This is a genomic window from Ruegeria sp. AH3 (assembly GCF_056536265.1).
The window spans coordinates 1,326,494-1,343,873 of sequence record NZ_JBQFJL010000001.1 but is presented as its reverse complement, the minus strand read 5'-3'; the positions used below and the strand labels follow the sequence as shown (position 1 = coordinate 1,343,873).

The 17,380-nt window shown below is 57.8% G+C and carries 17 protein-coding genes; 6 read left to right on the top strand and 11 right to left on the bottom strand.

The features are described from left to right. Window positions 1-36: 36 nt before the first annotated feature. From ACR3EM_RS06680 to ACR3EM_RS06670, 3 genes are read right to left on the bottom strand one after another with little or no spacing between them, the layout of a single operon-like run. On the bottom strand, window positions 37-993 hold the full coding sequence (locus tag ACR3EM_RS06680) for a site-specific tyrosine recombinase XerD (RefSeq protein ID WP_480470018.1): 957 nt from the start codon (window positions 991-993) through the stop codon (window positions 37-39). A 2-nt stretch (window positions 994-995) separates the two neighbouring features. Continuing rightward, on the bottom strand, window positions 996-2,522 hold the full coding sequence (locus ACR3EM_RS06675; protein WP_480470017.1) for a hypothetical protein: 1,527 nt from the start codon (window positions 2,520-2,522) through the stop codon (window positions 996-998). Then, entirely contained in the window at window positions 2,512-2,661 is a 150-nt protein-coding gene (locus ACR3EM_RS06670) for a hypothetical protein (protein WP_480470016.1), read from the bottom strand. Before ACR3EM_RS06670 ends, ACR3EM_RS06675 begins: the two co-directional genes overlap by 11 nt. A gap of 79 nt (window positions 2,662-2,740) precedes the next feature. Here ACR3EM_RS06670 and ACR3EM_RS06665 point away from each other — a divergent pair, with 79 nt between their 5' ends. Together ACR3EM_RS06665 and aroB are read left to right on the top strand one after the other, a co-directional pair. Beyond that, window positions 2,741-3,331, top strand: a complete 591-nt coding sequence (locus ACR3EM_RS06665) for a shikimate kinase (RefSeq protein ID WP_480470015.1) — start codon at window positions 2,741-2,743, stop codon at window positions 3,329-3,331. Next, on the top strand, window positions 3,331-4,443 hold the full coding sequence (gene aroB, locus ACR3EM_RS06660) for a 3-dehydroquinate synthase (protein ID WP_480470014.1): 1,113 nt from the start codon (window positions 3,331-3,333) through the stop codon (window positions 4,441-4,443). The genes ACR3EM_RS06665 and aroB overlap by 1 nt, the downstream gene beginning before the upstream one ends. 9 nt (window positions 4,444-4,452) lie before the next feature. Here aroB and ACR3EM_RS06655 read toward each other — a convergent pair whose 3' ends face one another. Next, a complete protein-coding gene (locus tag ACR3EM_RS06655; protein ID WP_480470013.1) occupies window positions 4,453-5,523 on the bottom strand; it encodes a site-2 protease family protein in 1,071 nt (356 codons plus the stop codon). A 19-nt stretch (window positions 5,524-5,542) separates the two neighbouring features. Beyond that, complete coding sequence (gene ssb, locus ACR3EM_RS06650; protein WP_480470012.1) at window positions 5,543-6,031, bottom strand: single-stranded DNA-binding protein; 489 nt, start codon at window positions 6,029-6,031, stop codon at window positions 5,543-5,545. A gap of 200 nt (window positions 6,032-6,231) precedes the next feature. Here ssb and ACR3EM_RS06645 point away from each other — a divergent pair, with 200 nt between their 5' ends. Next, on the top strand, window positions 6,232-6,810 hold the full coding sequence (locus ACR3EM_RS06645) for a lytic transglycosylase domain-containing protein (RefSeq protein ID WP_480470011.1): 579 nt from the start codon (window positions 6,232-6,234) through the stop codon (window positions 6,808-6,810). A 55-nt stretch (window positions 6,811-6,865) separates the two neighbouring features. On the opposite strand, the gene ACR3EM_RS06640 is transcribed toward ACR3EM_RS06645, so the two are convergent. The 4 genes from ACR3EM_RS06640 to ACR3EM_RS06625 form a co-directional block, all read right to left on the bottom strand. Beyond that, window positions 6,866-8,953, bottom strand: coding sequence for a dipeptide ABC transporter ATP-binding protein (locus ACR3EM_RS06640; protein WP_480470010.1), 2,088 nt, complete (start codon window positions 8,951-8,953; stop codon window positions 6,866-6,868). Window positions 8,954-9,044: 91 nt separating this feature from the next. Next, on the bottom strand, window positions 9,045-10,508 hold the full coding sequence (locus ACR3EM_RS06635; RefSeq protein ID WP_480470009.1) for an ABC transporter permease: 1,464 nt from the start codon (window positions 10,506-10,508) through the stop codon (window positions 9,045-9,047). Window positions 10,509-10,521: 13 nt separating this feature from the next. Further along, window positions 10,522-11,568: an ABC transporter permease gene (locus ACR3EM_RS06630; protein WP_480470008.1), complete on the bottom strand. Its 1,047-nt coding sequence runs from the start codon at window positions 11,566-11,568 to the stop codon at window positions 10,522-10,524. 118 nt (window positions 11,569-11,686) lie between these two features. Then, window positions 11,687-13,357, bottom strand: coding sequence for an ABC transporter substrate-binding protein (locus tag ACR3EM_RS06625; RefSeq protein ID WP_480470007.1), 1,671 nt, complete (start codon window positions 13,355-13,357; stop codon window positions 11,687-11,689). 12 nt (window positions 13,358-13,369) lie between these two features. Between ACR3EM_RS06625 and ACR3EM_RS06620 the strand changes: the two genes are divergently transcribed. Next, window positions 13,370-13,597, top strand: a complete 228-nt coding sequence (locus ACR3EM_RS06620; protein ID WP_480470006.1) for a hypothetical protein — start codon at window positions 13,370-13,372, stop codon at window positions 13,595-13,597. A gap of 102 nt (window positions 13,598-13,699) precedes the next feature. Here ACR3EM_RS06620 and miaA read toward each other — a convergent pair whose 3' ends face one another. Next, the gene (miaA, locus tag ACR3EM_RS06615) at window positions 13,700-14,593 is read right to left on the bottom strand and encodes a tRNA (adenosine(37)-N6)-dimethylallyltransferase MiaA (RefSeq protein ID WP_480470005.1); all 894 of its coding nucleotides are present in this window, start codon (window positions 14,591-14,593) and stop codon (window positions 13,700-13,702) included. A gap of 97 nt (window positions 14,594-14,690) precedes the next feature. On the opposite strand from miaA, the gene pyrH reads away from it, so the two are divergent. Next, window positions 14,691-15,434, top strand: a complete 744-nt coding sequence (gene pyrH / locus ACR3EM_RS06610) for a UMP kinase (protein WP_480470004.1) — start codon at window positions 14,691-14,693, stop codon at window positions 15,432-15,434. 36 nt (window positions 15,435-15,470) lie between these two features. On the opposite strand, the gene ACR3EM_RS06605 is transcribed toward pyrH, so the two are convergent. After that, window positions 15,471-15,851 (bottom strand): VOC family protein, encoded by a 381-nt coding sequence (locus ACR3EM_RS06605; protein ID WP_480470003.1) that lies wholly within the window; start codon window positions 15,849-15,851, stop codon window positions 15,471-15,473. A 274-nt stretch (window positions 15,852-16,125) separates the two neighbouring features. Between ACR3EM_RS06605 and ACR3EM_RS06600 the strand changes: the two genes are divergently transcribed. Then, entirely contained in the window at window positions 16,126-17,352 is a 1,227-nt protein-coding gene (locus ACR3EM_RS06600; protein WP_480471900.1) for an aminotransferase class V-fold PLP-dependent enzyme, read from the top strand. The last annotated feature ends 28 nt before the right edge of the window (window positions 17,353-17,380 follow it).

Below are 17,380 nucleotides of genomic sequence, written 5' to 3'. Positions count from 1 at the left end.
TCGGTTATGGGGGTGCGGCCCCCTTGGATCAAGGGGTTAGCCCTGATCGGGGGTGTCGTCTTTTGCCAGAGGGTGGTGTTCAAGCACCAGTTCTGACAGGCGTTCATCTAGCACGTGAGTGTAAATCTCGGTCGTGGCCACATCCGCGTGCCCCAGCAGCGTCTGGATCGAGCGCAGGTCAGCCCCGTTAGCCAACAGATGGGTCGCAAAGGCGTGGCGCAGCGTATGCGGTGTGACTTTTTCGGGCGAAACGCCACCCTCAACCGCCAGATCCTTGATCAGCAGAAAGAACATATGCCGGGTCAGATGACCGGATTTCCCGCGCGAGGGAAACAGGAAGCGCGAGGTTTGGCCGCCTTTGGCTACTGTTTGTTCTTCGGCCTCGTCCCGTACCACCAGCCAGACAGCTAGCGCATCGCGCGCGTCTGGGGACAGTGGCACCATCCGCTCTTTCCCGCCCTTACCAAGCACCAACAGCATGCGCGGATCGCCACGGGCGGAAGAAACCGGCAGTGAGACCAGTTCGGTTACGCGCATGCCGGTGGCATAGAGCAGTTCCATCAGGCAGGTGTTGCGCACCTTGTCTGCCTGCGTCCTTCCGGTACGGCGTGCGGCAGCGAGCAGCCGGTCAACTTCGATCACGTCCAGCGTTTTGGGCAGGCGTTTGGCGCGGCCCGGGCCTTTGATCTGGATCGCCGGGTTGGTTTCGCGCCAGCCCTCTTCGAATGCAAAGCGGTAGATCTGCTTGATCGCCGACAGTCGTCTTGCGCGCGTGGAACGGGAAAGCCCCTGTGCATCGCAGTCGATCAGATAGGTCTCGATCCTGTCCCGGTCCGCGTCTGCGAAATTGGTTTTGCGACGTTCAAGCCAGCCCGAGAAATCCTTGAGGTCGCGCCCATAGGCCAGAAGCGTGTTGGTGGCAGCGCCAAGTTCGGCTGCTTGTGCTTCGAGAAAAGTGGAGATCCACAACTCCTGTGAGGCAGGCGCGGCCATACTCAGGTCCCGTTGAGGATCATCAACTGCAGCGCTGCCCGGCGAGCAGTGTCTTCGAGGCCCACGCGGCGGAACGCGGCGATCGCGGCGGTCAGATCGACCAGATTGCCACGCGCACCATGGGCGAACAGCTGCATCGTTTCCAGAATGGCCTCCCCCAGCTGATCGTTGTTCAGCAGCGCATTGATATCCGAGGGGATCGGCGCAGACCATGCGAACCCTTCCGAAATTGCATCCGCCAACGGAGTGGGCGCTTCGGCGCGTCCGGGATCGCCAACCGCCAGAGCAGCCAGGAACGCATTCGCATCGGAACCGTCTGGCGCAGCCTGCGCGGCGTCTTCATAAAGTTCAGACAGTAACAGAATCCGCCAGCGCAGATCCTCGGCGGAGGGATTTGGCAGCGTCAGCGGGGCGAGCTGCGGGGCAAAAAGCTCGGCAAAGGCAACCTCAAGGCCTACGGTCTGCATCTGTGACCATGCAGCGGTCAGGGTCTTGGCAATCGCTTTGGGGTTTCCGGTATTCAGCGCGGTCTCAAAGCGTTGGATTGCGGCGACACGATCCCAGACCGCGCCTGACGCAGCAGGAGAGCGCTCTGTGTAAAGACCCAGTAACTGGTTCGGCGTGAGCGCACCGATGCGGGTCAGACGTTCGGCCGCCTCAACCTGCGCTTTCCATCCGGCCACGTCCCGCAGGTCTGCATTGGCGAATGCGCGGGGCAGTGAGGCGGTGGGCAGGCGTTCACCGATGGCTTCGAACAGGCGAAATGTCAGCGGGTCAGGGTTTTCAGGCTGAGGTAGATATTCGGCGTCTTCAAACAGCTCGGGGCTGAGGAAACGGTCGAGCAAGGCAAGCTCGTCATCGGGCAGAACCTGAAGCGCATGCGCGGCTTCAAGCGTCAACGCGGCCGACGCCCAATCTCCACGCCGGGCTTTGCAGAAGATCTGTGCGGCGTAATCTCGTGACAGATGCGGCTGCGCGATGAGCGCGGTGCAGCTGCGATCCTCGTCCCCGGTCAGCAAAGTCGCATCGAACCAGCGCTTGAAGCGGTCCTGCGTGTCGGTCGGCCCTGCAAGTTGCACCAAGGATTGAACCGGGTCCGATGCGCCCAGTTGCATCAGGCGGTCCAGTCGTGCCTTCAATAAGGTATCCTGCGACTGCGTGCCCGAAGGCGGGCGCGCCTCGGTCAAAAGCAGGGTGAACAGCAGGCGCTGCATCGCGGGGTTGGCCTTGACCGGTACACGGGCAATCAGTTCTGCTAGGCGTTCAGGTTCGCTACCTTGCCATAAATCCACTGGCAGGCCGGTTACGGAAGATGGCACCAAACCCAACGGCGGTGACAGCGCTTCAAGCGGGGTCACCTGCACTTCGGGTTGCAACCCGGTCTGGGTCACTGGCGGCTCCAACAGAACGGTGCCAGGCAGATTCTGGGGCGGATCGGTCAGCCAGTCGATAACCGACAAGGGCTCTGACGTTTGTGCCTGGGCGGTTCCGGCAAGAATAAGCGCCAGCAAGGTGGCTCTAGTCGGCATTCAGAGTGACCGGTTCGCGGATTTCGCTTTGGGGCGCAGAGAAGTCTACACCAAAGAATGGCCCGACATATGCATACCCGATCAGCCCAATGAATCCCAGGCAGATGAGGTATATCAGGAACTTGATCAAACGGCCCATGGGTGAACGCTGCCTCAAATTTTGGTTTTGCCCAAGTTATAACTGGCATTTTTTCCAAGATCACGTCATTCACGATGAAATGAGCGAAATTAAGTATAACCCGTCGCGCCCCGGCACCTCTGATCGGTTTCGATTGCACAAAACCGTTGTTTTGGTTGGCATGATGGGCGCAGGAAAGACGGCTGTGGGGCGTGCATTGGCGGCGCGTCTGGGTGTGCCGTTTCTCGATAGCGATGCCGAGATCGAATCGGCGGCCAATATGACCATCCCCGAGATATTCGCCCGCGATGGCGAACGCTTCTTTCGCGGCAAGGAAACTCAGGTGATCGGGCGGCTGCTGGATGAAAAGCAGAAGGGCATCCTGTCAACGGGGGGCGGGGCGTTTCTAGCTGAGGGCAATCGGCAGATGATCTCGGACCGGGGTGTTTCGGTCTGGTTGCGGGCTGATCTGAATGTGCTGTGGAATCGCGTTAAGCATAAGGACACGCGACCCTTGCTGCGCACCGCGGATCCCTATGCGACATTGCGTGATTTGTATCAGGCACGCGTGCCCGTTTATGAACAGGCCGATCTGGTCGCAGATTCGGATGGCGAGACCGCGATCGAAGATATGGTGGACCGGGTTGTAGCCGCGCTTGAGACGCGCCCGGATGTTTTGGAACGGAATTAATGCATCAGACCGTACATGTAGATTTGGCCGAGCGTTCTTATGATGTCGAGATCGGCCCGGACCTATTGGCGCAGGCCGGCGCGCGTATCGCACCGTTGCTGCCGCGCCCTCGTGTTGCGGTTCTAACGGATGAGAGGGTCGCTGGTTTACATCTGACTGCTCTGCAAGATGGGTTGGCCACCTCCGGTATCGAGATGACGGCACTGTCGCTTCCCGCCGGAGAGGCCACCAAAAGCTGGCCGCATTTCGAACGTGCGGTAGAATGGCTGCTGGCTGAGAAAATCGAACGCAACGATGTCGTCGTCGCGCTCGGAGGCGGTGTAATTGGTGATCTGGCAGGCTTTGCCGCAGCGGTGATGCGGCGCGGTGTACGGTTCGTACAAATCCCAACTTCTCTACTGGCGCAAGTCGACAGCTCGATCGGAGGCAAGACTGGGATCAATGCACCTCAGGGTAAGAACCTGATCGGAGCGTTTCACCAACCCTCGCTGGTGCTGGCGGATACTGCCGTGTTGGGAACACTGACGGCGCGCGATTTTCTGGCCGGTTATGGCGAAGTGGTGAAATATGGCCTGCTGGGGGATGCGGATTTCTTCGATTGGCTCGAGCGAAATGGTCCAAGCCTGCTCTCTGGCGATATGGCAGCTCGCGTTCAAACAGTAACCAGATCGGTTCAGATGAAGGCGGATATCGTTGCCCGCGATGAAACTGAACAAGGTGATCGCGCGTTGTTGAATCTGGGCCATACCTTCTGCCACGCGCTGGAGGCGGCGACTGGCTATTCCGACCGTCTTTTGCATGGTGAGGGTGTCGCCATTGGCTGCGCGCTGGCGTTTGAGCTGTCCTCGCGGTTGGGGCTGTGTTCGCAGGAAGACCCGAGCCGCGTGCGGGCGCATCTGCGCGCCATGGGCATGAAGACCGACCTGGCAGATATTCCCGTAAAGTTGCCGAGCGCTGAGGCTCTGGTCGATCTGATGGCTCAGGATAAAAAGGTGGTCGATGAGCAGCTGCATTTCATTCTGGCGCGTGGCATCGGGAAGGCGTTTGTCACATCGGACGTTCCGAAGGACGCGGTGATCTCAGTGCTCGAAGACGCGCTCGAGATGTGCTGACTACGCGGCTTAGCGCCCTTGTATGATCATCAGCTCGCCGATATTCTCGCGGGTGATATAGCCGACCATCTTGCCAGTTGTTGTGCATACCGCAATGGCTGGCGCACCCTCGTGTAACGCGTCCAGAACCTTGTTCAGCCCACTTGTCAGGGAAACCTTGGGTATGTTGGGCTCAACAATCGAAAGGGCCAGTTCCGAGCGTGGGTGATCGCCTGCAAGCGCGGTAAACAGGCGGTCTCGAGTAACAAACCCCAACAACTCGCCTTCATGATCCAGCACAGGAAACTCATGCTGTGTTGTATGGATGACGGCCTGCGCTGCGGTTGCCAGCGTATCCTCGGGCGAAAGCGCGTGGAATTCGGTGATCATCGCGTCGCGCGCCTGAACCCGCCGCGCGACTGAGCGCATGGCGACATCCTGACTCTCGGCATTGGCGGCGACGAAGACAAAGATTGCAATCAGAACCAAGATCGGATTGCCCGATGTCAGCCCGAGGAACCCCAATCCAATCGCAACAATCTGCCCGCCGACTGCTGCGAAACGGGTTGCCTTGACCCGATCCATCTTCAGGCACAGCAAGGCGCGAAACACGCGTCCTCCGTCCATTGGAAAGGCCGGGATCAGGTTGAATGCGGCTAGCAGCAGGTTCACATAGGCCAATCGGGTCAGTAGATCTGCATGCGTTGATTCAATCTGAGCGAAGGTTTCAAGCTGCGTTCCAGCGCCGAGTAATACCAGAACAAGCCAGATCGCCACGTTCACGGCGGGCCCGGCGAGCGCGACCCATACCTCTTGCAACGGTTTTTCCGGCATTCTTTCCAACCGGGCCAGTCCGCCGATCGGCAAAAGCGTGATGTCGGGGGTTCGAATGCCATAACGTCGGGCCATCAAGGCGTGGCCGAACTCATGAGCAACCACACAGGCAAACAGGGCCAGAACGAACAGAAGATTGTGGATGGCAGCGTGTAAACCTCCGCTGGAATAAGCGGCGAATCCGACCCATGCCAACAGAAGGAAGAAGGTGACATGGACCCTCAGTTCCGAACCGAGTAATCGGCCGAGCGAGAAGGACCATGCCATTTTTTATCTCCGTCTTGGTTTAGAACGGGATTTCGTCGTCATCGATCCCGCCCGATGCGGGGGTAGGGGCGCTGGATTGACTTCCATATGGGTCGCCATAGCCACCGCCAGCTTGGCCGCCGCCATAACCTCCGCCGCCACCGCCGCCGCCTTCACCGCGACCGTCCAGCATTGTCAGCTCGCTGCGATAGGGCCGCAGGACCACCTCGGTCGTGTATCTGTCTTGGCCCGATTGATCCTGCCACTTCCGGGTTTCCAGCTGTCCTTCGATATAGACTTTACTGCCCTTACGCAGATATTGCTCGGCAACCCGGACCAGAGGTTCCGAGAAGATAGCAACCGAGTGCCACTGGGTCCGGTCCCGACGTTCTCCGGTATTGCGGTCTTTCCAGGTTTCGGACGTCGCGACGCGCAGGTTGCACACTTTTCCACCATTCTGGAACGACCGCACCTCAGGGTCGGCACCGAGATTGCCGATCAGAATGACTTTGTTGACTGAACCTGCCATATATTCCCTCGTTCTTTTCGTCATGGATTGCGCCCGAATCTGGCGCATTGTTCTGTTGGTGACCCTATACGGGCCGGGTCTTGGTTGAAACACAGTGCAACGTTAAGCGGGAAAATATTAGCATGATCTTTACCAAGCTTTCATTTCCAGCTGATTTTACTATAATCCGTCTGGTTGTTGAGCGTGCAGGATTAGCATTAATGCGTTTTCTGGTTGGTGGTCTTTCGATCTTGAGTATTTGTCTGGTGGCCTCGGTTGCACAGGCACAGACACTATCCTCGAAGAACCGCAAAGACATTTTCCTGAAACAGTCCAAAGTTCTGGATAATCGCGCAGCCACGCAATATCGCGGGTCGGAACGGCTCAAACCCAAGACCGAGCGCGGAAAGTTCTCCAAACGCTATACCGGCAACTATCGGGGGCAATTTCTGGAACATGCCCGGAAAGCTGCCCGTCAACACAATATCCCCGAGGATTTGTTCCTGCGTCTTGTACAGCAGGAAAGCGGTTGGAATCCGGCTGCCAAGTCACATAAGGGGGCATTGGGCCTTGCCCAGCTGATGCCGCAGACGGCGCGGCTGCTTGGCGTAAACCCGCATGATCCGATTCAAAATCTGGAGGGCGGCGCTCGGTATCTGTCGTGGCAGTACCGTAAGTTCAAATCCTGGCCATTGGCGCTCGCGGCCTACAATGCTGGGCCGAAAGCTGTCGAGAAGCATGGCGGTATCCCGCCATATAAAGAAACCCAGAACTACGTGAAAGTGATCTGGGGCGGATAACCCTACGAAAAAAGGCCGGTATTGAACCGGCCCTCTCTTCTGATGTTGTGACGGCTTATTCCGCCGCAACTTTGATGACGGGCTCCATGCGCGCCAGTATGTCTTCAGCCAGATGGCATTTGACCTGATGGCCGTCCGCCAGCGTCTGAACCGGCGGCACATGGGATTCGCAGCGCCCGTCCGGCACCTCGGATTTCCAGCGACACCGTGTCTGGAACGGACAGCCCGGCGGCGGATTCATGGCCGAGGGGATGTCGCCTTCAAGCACGATATGCTGTTTCTCAACCGACGTATCCGCGATGGGAACAGCACTCAGCAAAGCCTCGGTATAGGGATGATAGGGCGGGGCGAAGACCTGATCGGTCGTACCCAGCTCGACCACATGACCCAGATACATCACCATCACCCTGTCGCTCAGATAGCGTACGATTGACAGGTCGTGGCTGATGAACAGCAGCGTGGTTTTGTGTTCCCGCTGGATTTCCATCAACAGGTCGGTCACCGCCGCCTGCACCGACACATCCAGCGCCGAGACAGGCTCGTCCGCCACAACAATCCGAGCGTCACCGGCAAAGGCGCGCGCGATACCTACACGTTGCTTCTGACCACCAGACAGCTGGCGCGGCATCCGGTCGGCGAAAGCGCGCGGAAGCTTCACAAGATCCAGCAATTCCAGCATCCGCTTCTTCCGCTCGGCCTCAGAATTGCCAACACCAAAGATCTCAAGCGCCCGGATGATCTGGCGACCCACTGTCATCGATGGATTCAACGTGTCGAACGGGTTCTGGAACACCATCTGAACCTCGCCAACGGTTTTGGCGTCGCGCTCTTCAATGGGCACGGCTTCGATGTTGCGATTGTCCAGCAGGATCTGCCCGTCAGTGGCTGTCTCAAGCCCCATCAACACTTTCGCAAACGTGGATTTGCCACAGCCGGATTCACCCACAATGGCAAGTGTCTCGGATTCATGCGCCTCGAAACTCAGCGTTTCGTTGGCCTTGACCACCTTGGTTTCGCCGCCACCGAACAGCGCATTCGCGGCAACCTCATAGTATTTTTTGAGGTTGTCCATCTTCAGAACAGTCCGGCCGATTTCTCCTTTTTCTTTCTGCTCTCCCACAGCGATCGGAGCGTTCCAGTCGATCTCCTGGAACTTTAGACAGCGCGTGTGATGCCGGTCATTACCGGGCACGGCTTCCATCAAAATGTCCTTGGCGTCACAACGCCCTTCCTCAAAGTAATCGCAGCGCGGTCCAAAGTTGCAGCCCGGAGGCCGTTCATGGGGCAGGGGGAAGTTCCCCGGAATGGCCACCAACGGACGCGAGTTCTTGTCGGCCCCAGGCAATGGGATCGAGCGGAACAGCGCCTGCGTATACGGATGCTGCATCTCGTCAAACACATCCTTGATCGAGCCGCGTTCGACCGCCTCACCCGAATACATCACACAGAGCCGGTCACAGGTTTCCAGCACGAGCCCGAGGTTGTGCGAGATAAACAACATCGACGTGCCGTATTTCTTGCCCAGATCCTTAACCAGTTCGACCACCGCGGCCTCAACGGTCACGTCCAGCGCGGTCGTCGGCTCATCCAGGATCAGCAGTGCCGGTTTCGACATCAGCGCCATCGCAATCACGATCCGCTGCTGCTGACCGCCGGAAAGCTGATGTGGGAACGAACTTAACATCCGCTCGGGATCGGGCAGGCGGACATCGGTCACAACTTCAAGGGCGCGCGCATAAGCCTCTTCGGCGCCGACGCCCTCGTGGATCATCGGAACTTCCATTAACTGCTTGCCGATCTTCATCGCCGGATTCAGCGAGGCCATCGGCTCCTGATAAATCATCGCGATCTCATTACCGCGAATGTCGCGCAACTCTTCGGTGGTCATCTCACTCAGGTCGCGACCCTTGAACTTAATCGAACCACCAACAATCCGCCCGTTCTTGCCGAGGTCCTGCATGACCCCAAGCGCCACAGTGGATTTGCCGCAACCGGATTCACCAACCAGCCCCACAGCCTCGCCGGGCTGTACGCTGACCGAGAAATCCATCACAGCGGGGATTTCGCGAAGACGGGTGAAAAACGAAATCGAAAGCTTGTCGATCTCCAGAATTGGCCCGTCATAGTCTGCCAGTTTGTTCATCTTGTTACTCCTCGCGAGAGTCCGGGGCATCCCCTTCATCTGGCTAAAAATATCCCGGGGGTCCGGGGCAGAGCCCCGGTCTCGATCACAATCAGTCCTTCAGACTTTCTTCGCGCAGACCATCCGCCAGCAGGTTCAATCCAAGAACCAGCGACAACAAGGCCAACGCGGGTGGAAGGGCCGGGTGCAGGTAGATCGACAAGAGCTTGCGCCCTTCGTTGATCGTCGAACCCCAATCCGGGCTTTCCGGGGGAAGGCCCAGCCCGAAGAAACCCAAGGTTCCCAGAAGGATGGTGGTGTAGCCGATGCGTAGACAGAAATCGACGATCAGCGGACCCCGCGCATTGGGCAGGATTTCCCACAACATGATGTACCAAGGACCTTCGCCGCGGGTTTGGGCAGCAGCCACGTAGTCACGGGTTTTGATGTCCAGTGCCAGCCCGCGCACGATGCGGAACACCGTGGGCGAGTTCACAAAGACCACCGACACAAACACCACCAGAATGCCGCCCGGAATATCGAACAAATCCAGATAGGTCGGTAAACCCCAGATGCGGTAGCTGTCGGTGCTGATGATGTAGCCCCCCGTCGAGATCAACGAGAGATAAAGCCAGAGCGCGACACCCAGAACCCCAATCAGCAACGGCGTCCGGAAGTTTGGGCGCGTGTAGTAGCGTGAGTTCAGCAAAACGCCGAGGAAGATTATCGGGAATACGAACAGTACCGCTGCCATATAGTTCGGCACACCGGTTGCCACGATCTCGGGTGTGACCAACAGGTAGAACAGCAGGATCACCGGGAAGGCGAGAATCAGGTTGGCCAGGAATGACAGCAGCGTGTCCAACCGACCACCGTAGTAGCCTGCGGGCAGACCCAGAGTGATACCGACCATGAAGGCAAACATCGTCGCCAGTGGCGCGATCTGAACAACGATCCAGGCACCTTTGACCATACGGCTAAAGACGTCTCGGGCCAGGTTGTCCCCGCCCAGCAGGTACCAGGCGTATTGGCCGTCCTCCAGATTGGGCAGAGGCGTACCCGGCACCTTGTTCTTCATGCCTGAAATCTGCGCCAGCGGATCATGAGTGACGATAAGATCGAGCGCCCCAAAAATCCCTGTGAAGACCCAGAACATCACAAGGCCGAAACCGATCATGCCGATAGGGCTGTCGAACAGCTTGCCATAAAGGCCCAGCTTGCGTTTGAACGCGATTGACATCGCATAGAGGATAATCAGTGACAGCCATACCGGCAGGAACTGTTGGGATATGGCACCGATGATGCCGGCGCCTGTGCCCATCAGAATGCCCAGCACGATGTAGGCGACTGCAAGTCCCACGCTGGCCAGAAAGCTGTAGCGTAGTGCAGCCTGTATCAGGTTCCGAACGCTTGAGCTTGAGGTCAACGTGCCGTCCGGGTTCACCGTCATCTGGTCCTCGGGTAGCACAATGCTGGCCAGCATCCAGACGACGATGGACAGCACCATAAGCCCAAGTGCCAAGGCCAGCAGCGGATTCAGGAAGGCGATAGAGCCGGTCCAGGTAAGTGGTTCCATGATCTAACCCTCCTTATGAAATGCGGATGCGCGGGTTGAGGTAGACATAGCCGATATCCGAGATCAGCTGCGTCACCAGCACCACAAAGACCGACACGACCGAAATCGCCAGCAAGAGCTGGATGTCGTTGTTGCCCGCCGCCTGAACCAGCGCCCAGCCAAAGCCTTTGTAGTTGAACAAGGTCTCGACGATCACAACGCCGTTCAGCAGCCACGGGAACTGCAGCATGATAACGGTGAAGGGTGCGATCAGCGCGTTGCGCAGCGCGTGCTTCATGACGATGTTCGGGAAGGACACACCTTTCAGACGAGCGGTTCGGATATATTGCGCCGTCATCACCTCGGTCATCGATGCGCGGGTCATCCGGGCGATATAGCCCATCCCGTAAAGCGCGATGGTTAGAACCGGTAGGAAGAAGTTCTCAAAAGTCGGATTCTCCATCGCTTGAGTTGCGGTACCTTTGAACCATTTCAGACCGACAGCAGAGGATGTGAAGATCGCAATAAAGATAACGCCTGACACATATTCTGGTGTCGCTGTCGTGGTAATGGCAAAGGTCGAAAGTGTCCGGTCAGTTGCCGAGCCTTCTTTCATGCCTGCCAAGATGCCGAGGATCAGCGCCGAAGGGACCATCAGCAGCATCACCCAGAGCATCAGTCGACCGGTCAGAGCGAGCCTGTTGCCAACCACGGTTGAGACCTCGTCCTTGAAGACGGTCGAATATCCCCAGTACCCCTGCAGAATACCGCAGAAATTGGGGGACTCTTCGGCAGTTTTGCCCGGCAGAATGCATCTGCCCTGAACCGTGCCGTCCTCATTCGTGTAGCGAAACGAAGGCAGGACACCCAACCACTCGCCATATTTGATCGGCGTGGATTGGAGGTAACCGTTTTTTTCGAGATAGCTCTCGACCTGCTCATCCGACATCCGGAAATTGCCTTGCGTCTTGGCAAGTTTTTCGAGGTTCGGATAGAGATTGGTCAGAAAGAAGACCAGGAATGTCAGACATAATGCTGTCAAAAGCATGATGCCTACGCGCCTTAGAATGAAAAGTCCCATATTAGCCCCTGTTGGTCGGCCTGCGTGAACTGCAGATTACTTCAGGCATCGCTGATTTTTTGTCGCCGTGTTCAGGACGAAAAGGCCGCGCCAATCGGCGCGGCCCCTGTTTCTTGGGTTAGGATGTCAGGCCGAACTTATACAACTGCGGTAGGTCCGCGATGTGTTTTTCGACGCCAACCATGTTGTCACGATGGTGGCGCATCGCGGTCCGCCAGTACGGCTGGATGGTCACACCTTCGTCAATCATGATCGCCTGCAATTTGGCCATCACCTCGCGACGCATGTCGACATCCGCGATCGAGTTCGCCTCGGCCAACAGCTTATCGAACTCTTCATTGGCGAAACCGGACTCGTTCCACGCCACACCCGACTTATAGGCCAGCGCCAGAACCTGAGTGCCCAGCGGGCGGTGGTTCCAGTTGGTCGATGAGAAGGCGTATTTCGTCCAGTCGTTCCAGAAGGTCGAGCCCGGCAGAACCGTGTGCTTGGCCTTGATGCCCGCGTCGTTCAACTGCGCGACTACAGCAGCGGTGGTATTCCGGCGCCAGTCATCATCGATGGACTGAACTTCGTGCTCGAAATCACCCATGCCGGCTTCGTCCATCAGCGCCTTGGCCCCTGCGGGATCGTAAGGAATACGGGTTATCGCCGAATCGTATTCGGGGTGCATCGGGCCAACATGGCAGTTGTCTGCCGGGATACCGTAACCTGACATACCCAGCTCGAGGCACACTTCGTTGTCGACCGCCATAGCCAGAGCCTGACGTACACGCTTGTCGCCATAGATCTTGTTGCCGTCCGCATCTTCCGCCAGCTGGTTCGGACGGATTACGATCGTGAAACCCGACGGGATTTCCGAACGAACAAGGCCAATGCCGTCAAAGATGTCGACGAATTCACCAACCGACTCCCAGTTCATGTCGATCTCTTCGGCCTCGTAGGCGGCCAGGAACGCGGCCGGGTCGGTGCCGTAGTCGATGAATTCGATCCGGTCGATATAGCCGCCTTTGCCGGCCTCATAGCCCCACCAGTCGAAGTCCTCGTTGCGGACAAGAACGCCCTTGACGCCAACTTCATGGCTTTCAGGGATCATGAAGCCGGTGCCCACAGGGTTGGAGAGCATGTCGTTTGCGTCAAAGCTGCTGTGGACGATGGCACCCGGATAGTCGGCCATACCTGGGATGATGGTGATATCCGGTGCGCTACACTTCAGCTTCACAGTGTGCGAGTCGACAACGGTGATCGCACCGTCTGCAGCTTTCTGAGTGCTATCGTCGATCAGCGACGCCATGCGGGACGCCATCGAGTTGCCCTCAAGCGATGCGTCGCACCAGCCTTCGATGTTGCGCGCCACGTCTTCGGCAGTGAAGTCGTCGCCGTTGTTCCACTTGACGCCTTTGCGGACGTTCAGAGTGTACTCGGTCGCGTCGTCATTGGCTTCCCAGCTTTCCAGCAGCATTGGCTTGAACGAGCCGTCATTGTTGTACTCGACAAGATACTCCAGCCAGCCTGCGGTGAAGGTCGCAATCTGAGTCCAGTCATAAGTCCGCGGATCCTTGAGCGCGCGTACTTCCATCTGATAGCGGATTGTGCCACCGCGCTGCGCCTCTTGCGCGGCAGCCGGTGATTGGAGGCCGATCATCCCGTAAGCGGTCGGAACGGCCACACCCAGCGCAGTGACACGAGCCAGAAATTCGCGGCGATTCAGGTCGCCATTACGATATTCCTGCGCGTGCATCTCTGCCGCCCAATGCATCGGCTTTCCGTTGATTGTCTGATTTTCCATAGATGTCTCCCTGTGACACTGAATTTTTTTGGATTTTATAGTGCGGATTTATTGATCCTGACCCTGGTGCCGCCGGTTCTTGCCGGTTATCTGGGCCGCGCACTCTATTTCTGGATTTCTGAACATCCCCATGCGGGCATTCGGCACCAGTTTTTTGCTGCCGTCAATGTCGGAAATCGTCATCATTTGTACAAAAGCGACATCCGAAAGGAAAGTGCAATGGATAGGGCATCAATCTGAAACTTGCCTGTGCAGTCGCGCCGACATTGTCGAACCTGTGATTGCTCGCAAATTCGGTTGATGGTCAAGCTTCTGTTATTTCAATGTTTTTGACCAAATGATCTAAATTGCAGCATTCAACTGATGCCAGGCCTTCATCCGAGCCCGAAACCAGGTGCGCTGCCGTTTGGCGAACTGACGTGTCGCAATCGTGGCCCGTTCGCGTGCGTCAGTCAGCGACATCCGGTCGTCAAGATATGCCATCAGTTCAGGTACGCCGATTGCCTTGAAGGCGGGCAGGGCGGGGTCATAGAGGTCGCGCATCGCAGCGACTTCTTCTATCGCGCCCTGTTCCAACATCTGGTCAAACCGGCGATTGATCCGGTCCAGCAGCCAATCCTTTTCGGCGTCGAAAACGATGGGGACAGTATCCTGCAGGTTCAGGACCGGCGGCGGGGTATCGGCCTGCCATTCAGACAAAGGTCGACCAGTGGCGTGCTGAACCTCCCACGCGCGCTGGACGCGGGCGCGGTTGCGACGGTCCAGTCTAGCAAGCGTTTCGGGGTCCACACCTTCGATCAACTCTTCCAACGACAATGCATCGGCTTGCTCCCGGATTTCAGGCGGAGTTGCAGGGATGTCGGCCATACCCTCAGTCAGCGCCGAGAAATACAGGCCCGTTCCGCCGACGATGATCGGACGCGTTTTGCTCTTCAACAGCGGCGTGACTTCGCGGACCCAATGCCCTGTCGAATAGGTCTGGTCCCAAGCGACATGGCCATAGAGCAGGTGCGGCGCGCGCGCCTCCTCCTCGGACGACGGCCGGGCAGAGATGACGCGCCAACATTCGTAAACTTGACTGGCATCTGCGTTCACGATTACGCCACCGAAACGCTCGGCAATCATCAACGCCAACGCGGACTTGCCCGAGGCTGTCGGGCCCGCAATCAGTACAGGTTTGTCGTCCGGAATCGAGGGCAACTGGCTCCATAGCCGGTCGGCAGTCGTGTCGGCCATCGTTACTTGCCCTATTCCTGACTATCCGCATTGAACCTGCGGAAGTTTTGCTTCATTTTGCGCCGGAAAATAACCCCGTGCCAGCCCGGAGCGCAACATGACCCTTCCCTCATCCGTCGAGACCCCGAAAACAAAGTACAATCGCGTCATGTTGAAGATATCGGGCGAGGCATTGATGGGGGATCAGGGATTCGGCCTGCATCCGCCCACCGTCCAGCGCATCGCGCAAGAGGTCAAATCGGTCCATGATCTGGGTGTCGAAATCTGCATGGTGATCGGCGGAGGCAATATCTTCCGTGGCCTCAGCGGATCAGCTCAGGGGATGGAGCGGACGACCGCAGATTACATGGGCATGCTGGCCACGGTCATGAATGCGCTGGCTATGCAATCTGCGTTGGAGGCGGTAGGGGTCTTTACCCGCGTTATCTCGGCCATTCGGATGGATGAGGTCTGCGAGCCCTACATTCGCCGCCGGGCTGTGCGTCACCTCGAAAAGAAAAGGGTCTGCATCTTTGCTGCGGGCACCGGCAATCCTTATTTCACCACGGATACCGCCGCCACGCTACGCGCCAATGAAATGGCGTGTGAGGCCATTTTCATGGGTAAGAATGGCGTGGATGGGGTTTACGACAAAGATCCCAAGACCAATGCAGATGCAGTCCGCTATGACACCGTCAGCTATGACGATGTTCTGGCCAAGCGCCTACGCGTCATGGATGCCTCAGCCATCGCTTTGGCACGCGACAACAACCTGCCCCTTATTGTTTTCGGTCTGGATGAGCCCGGTGGATTCCGGGGTATCTTGGCTGGCGAGGGCACTTATACCAAGGTGCAAGGCTAAAGGACCAGGCCGGGCGATTACGCCCGGCCATTTTTGTCAGGTCTGGCCCTCAAAGAAGCCTACAGAATTCCCGTCGGGATCCGTGGCATAGAAAAAGCGTCCGGCGGGGATTTGTACGGGGTCCGAGACTACTTGTCCGCCGCCGCGTTCAACCCGTTTCATGACGTCTTCTAGGCGACCGCTGGCGGCTAGGTGCAGGGTTGGTCCCTGACCGTTTTCTGCAGGTTTGCCGGGATACAGATGCAGGGCGACACCCGTATCAGGGTCTGCGGGTTTAAAAACCGCCATTGGGGTGGGACAGTTCGGATCAAGCCGCAGATCGGCTCCGGTCACGTCGGAATAAAACGCGATGGCTTTGTCCAAATCGCGGACGGGCAGTTCGCCCCAGACCAGAAAATCCTTTGGAACATAATTCATTATCATACCTCGTGGGTTTCAGGGTGACCCGAATGTTGCATGGCATGATGACAGTTTCTGACATTAGGTCGGTGGCTTGACTGAATGAGAATCCTCTGGCTATTTGGCGTCGTCTGTCGGGAGAATGTGTTTCGCCCGACGGGTTGCCGACGATCCCTCAGCGCAGCGATAGGGGCGCGGCTTGGCTGGAAGACCTGCCATGTTTTCGGAACGGTCCGGGATCATGCGCGGATCGTCCGCCAAGATGTGGACGCTGACTGAGGAGAGACGCGGGATGACATCCCTTGATATCGATTTTGTGCGGGCGCAGTTTCCCGCCTTTGCCGAGCCCAGCTTGCAGGGGCAGGCGTTTTTCGAAAATGCTGGCGGTTCTTATACCTGCAAGCCGGTGATCGACCGCCTGTTTCGGTTTTATACGCAACGCAAAGTTCAGCCCTATGCGCCTTATGAAGTTAGCCAGCTTGCGGAGGCCGAGATGGATGAGGCCCGTACCCGCTTGGCTGCGCTGATGGGGGTCGAAGCGGATGAGCTGAGCTTTGGCCCATCGACCACACAGAATACTTACGTGCTGGCGCAGGCCTTCCGGCAATGGATGCGACCGGGCGACGCCATTGTTGTCACCAGTCAGGATCACGAGGCAAATTCCGGCCCGTGGCGTCGGCTGGCGGATGACGGCATCGAAATCCGTGAATGGCAGATCGACCCTGACACCGGCTCGCTGGACCTACAGGATCTTGAGAACCTGCTGGACGACAAGGTCCGGTTGGTTTGCTTTCCGCATTGCTCGAACGTGGTGGGTGAGATCAACCCGGTGACCGAGATCACTGCGATTGCGCATGCCGCAGGCGCGTTTGTCTGCGTCGACGGCGTATCTTATGCGCCGCATGGAATGCCGAATGTCGGTGATCTGGGCCCCGACATCTATCTGTTCTCGGCCTACAAGACATATGGACCGCATCAGGGCCTTATGGTCATCCGTCGCAGCCTGGGTGAGATGTTGCCCAATCAGGCGCATTATTTTAACGCAGCATCGCTTTATAAACGGTTTACTCCGGCTGGCCCTGATCATGCCCAGATTGCGGCCAGCGCGGGTATGGCCGACTATTTGGATCAGCTTTGCGCTCATCATGCCGGGCCAGATACCGGTGCCGCTGCGCGCTGCGCATTTGTGCACGACCTGATGCGTGCGCATGAGGTGACGCTGCTTCAACCGCTGCTTGATGCAGTGAAGGACCGAAACACCCTACGTCTGATCGGACCCTCGGACGCGACACGCCGCGCGCCCACGGTTGCTTTGGCGCTGAACACAGCGGCTGAGCCTGTTGCCGCCGAACTCGCCAAGTATGGCGTCATGGCCGGAGGCGGTGATTTCTACGCTGTCCGTCCCTTGCAGGCGATGGGCGTCGATCCTGAACAGGGCGTCTTGCGGCTCAGTTTCACGCATTACACCACAGAACAGGAAATTGGCCAGCTTTTGGAGGCGCTTGATCGCGTTTTATGATCCACTATCTGTCCCGTTTCGTATGCTG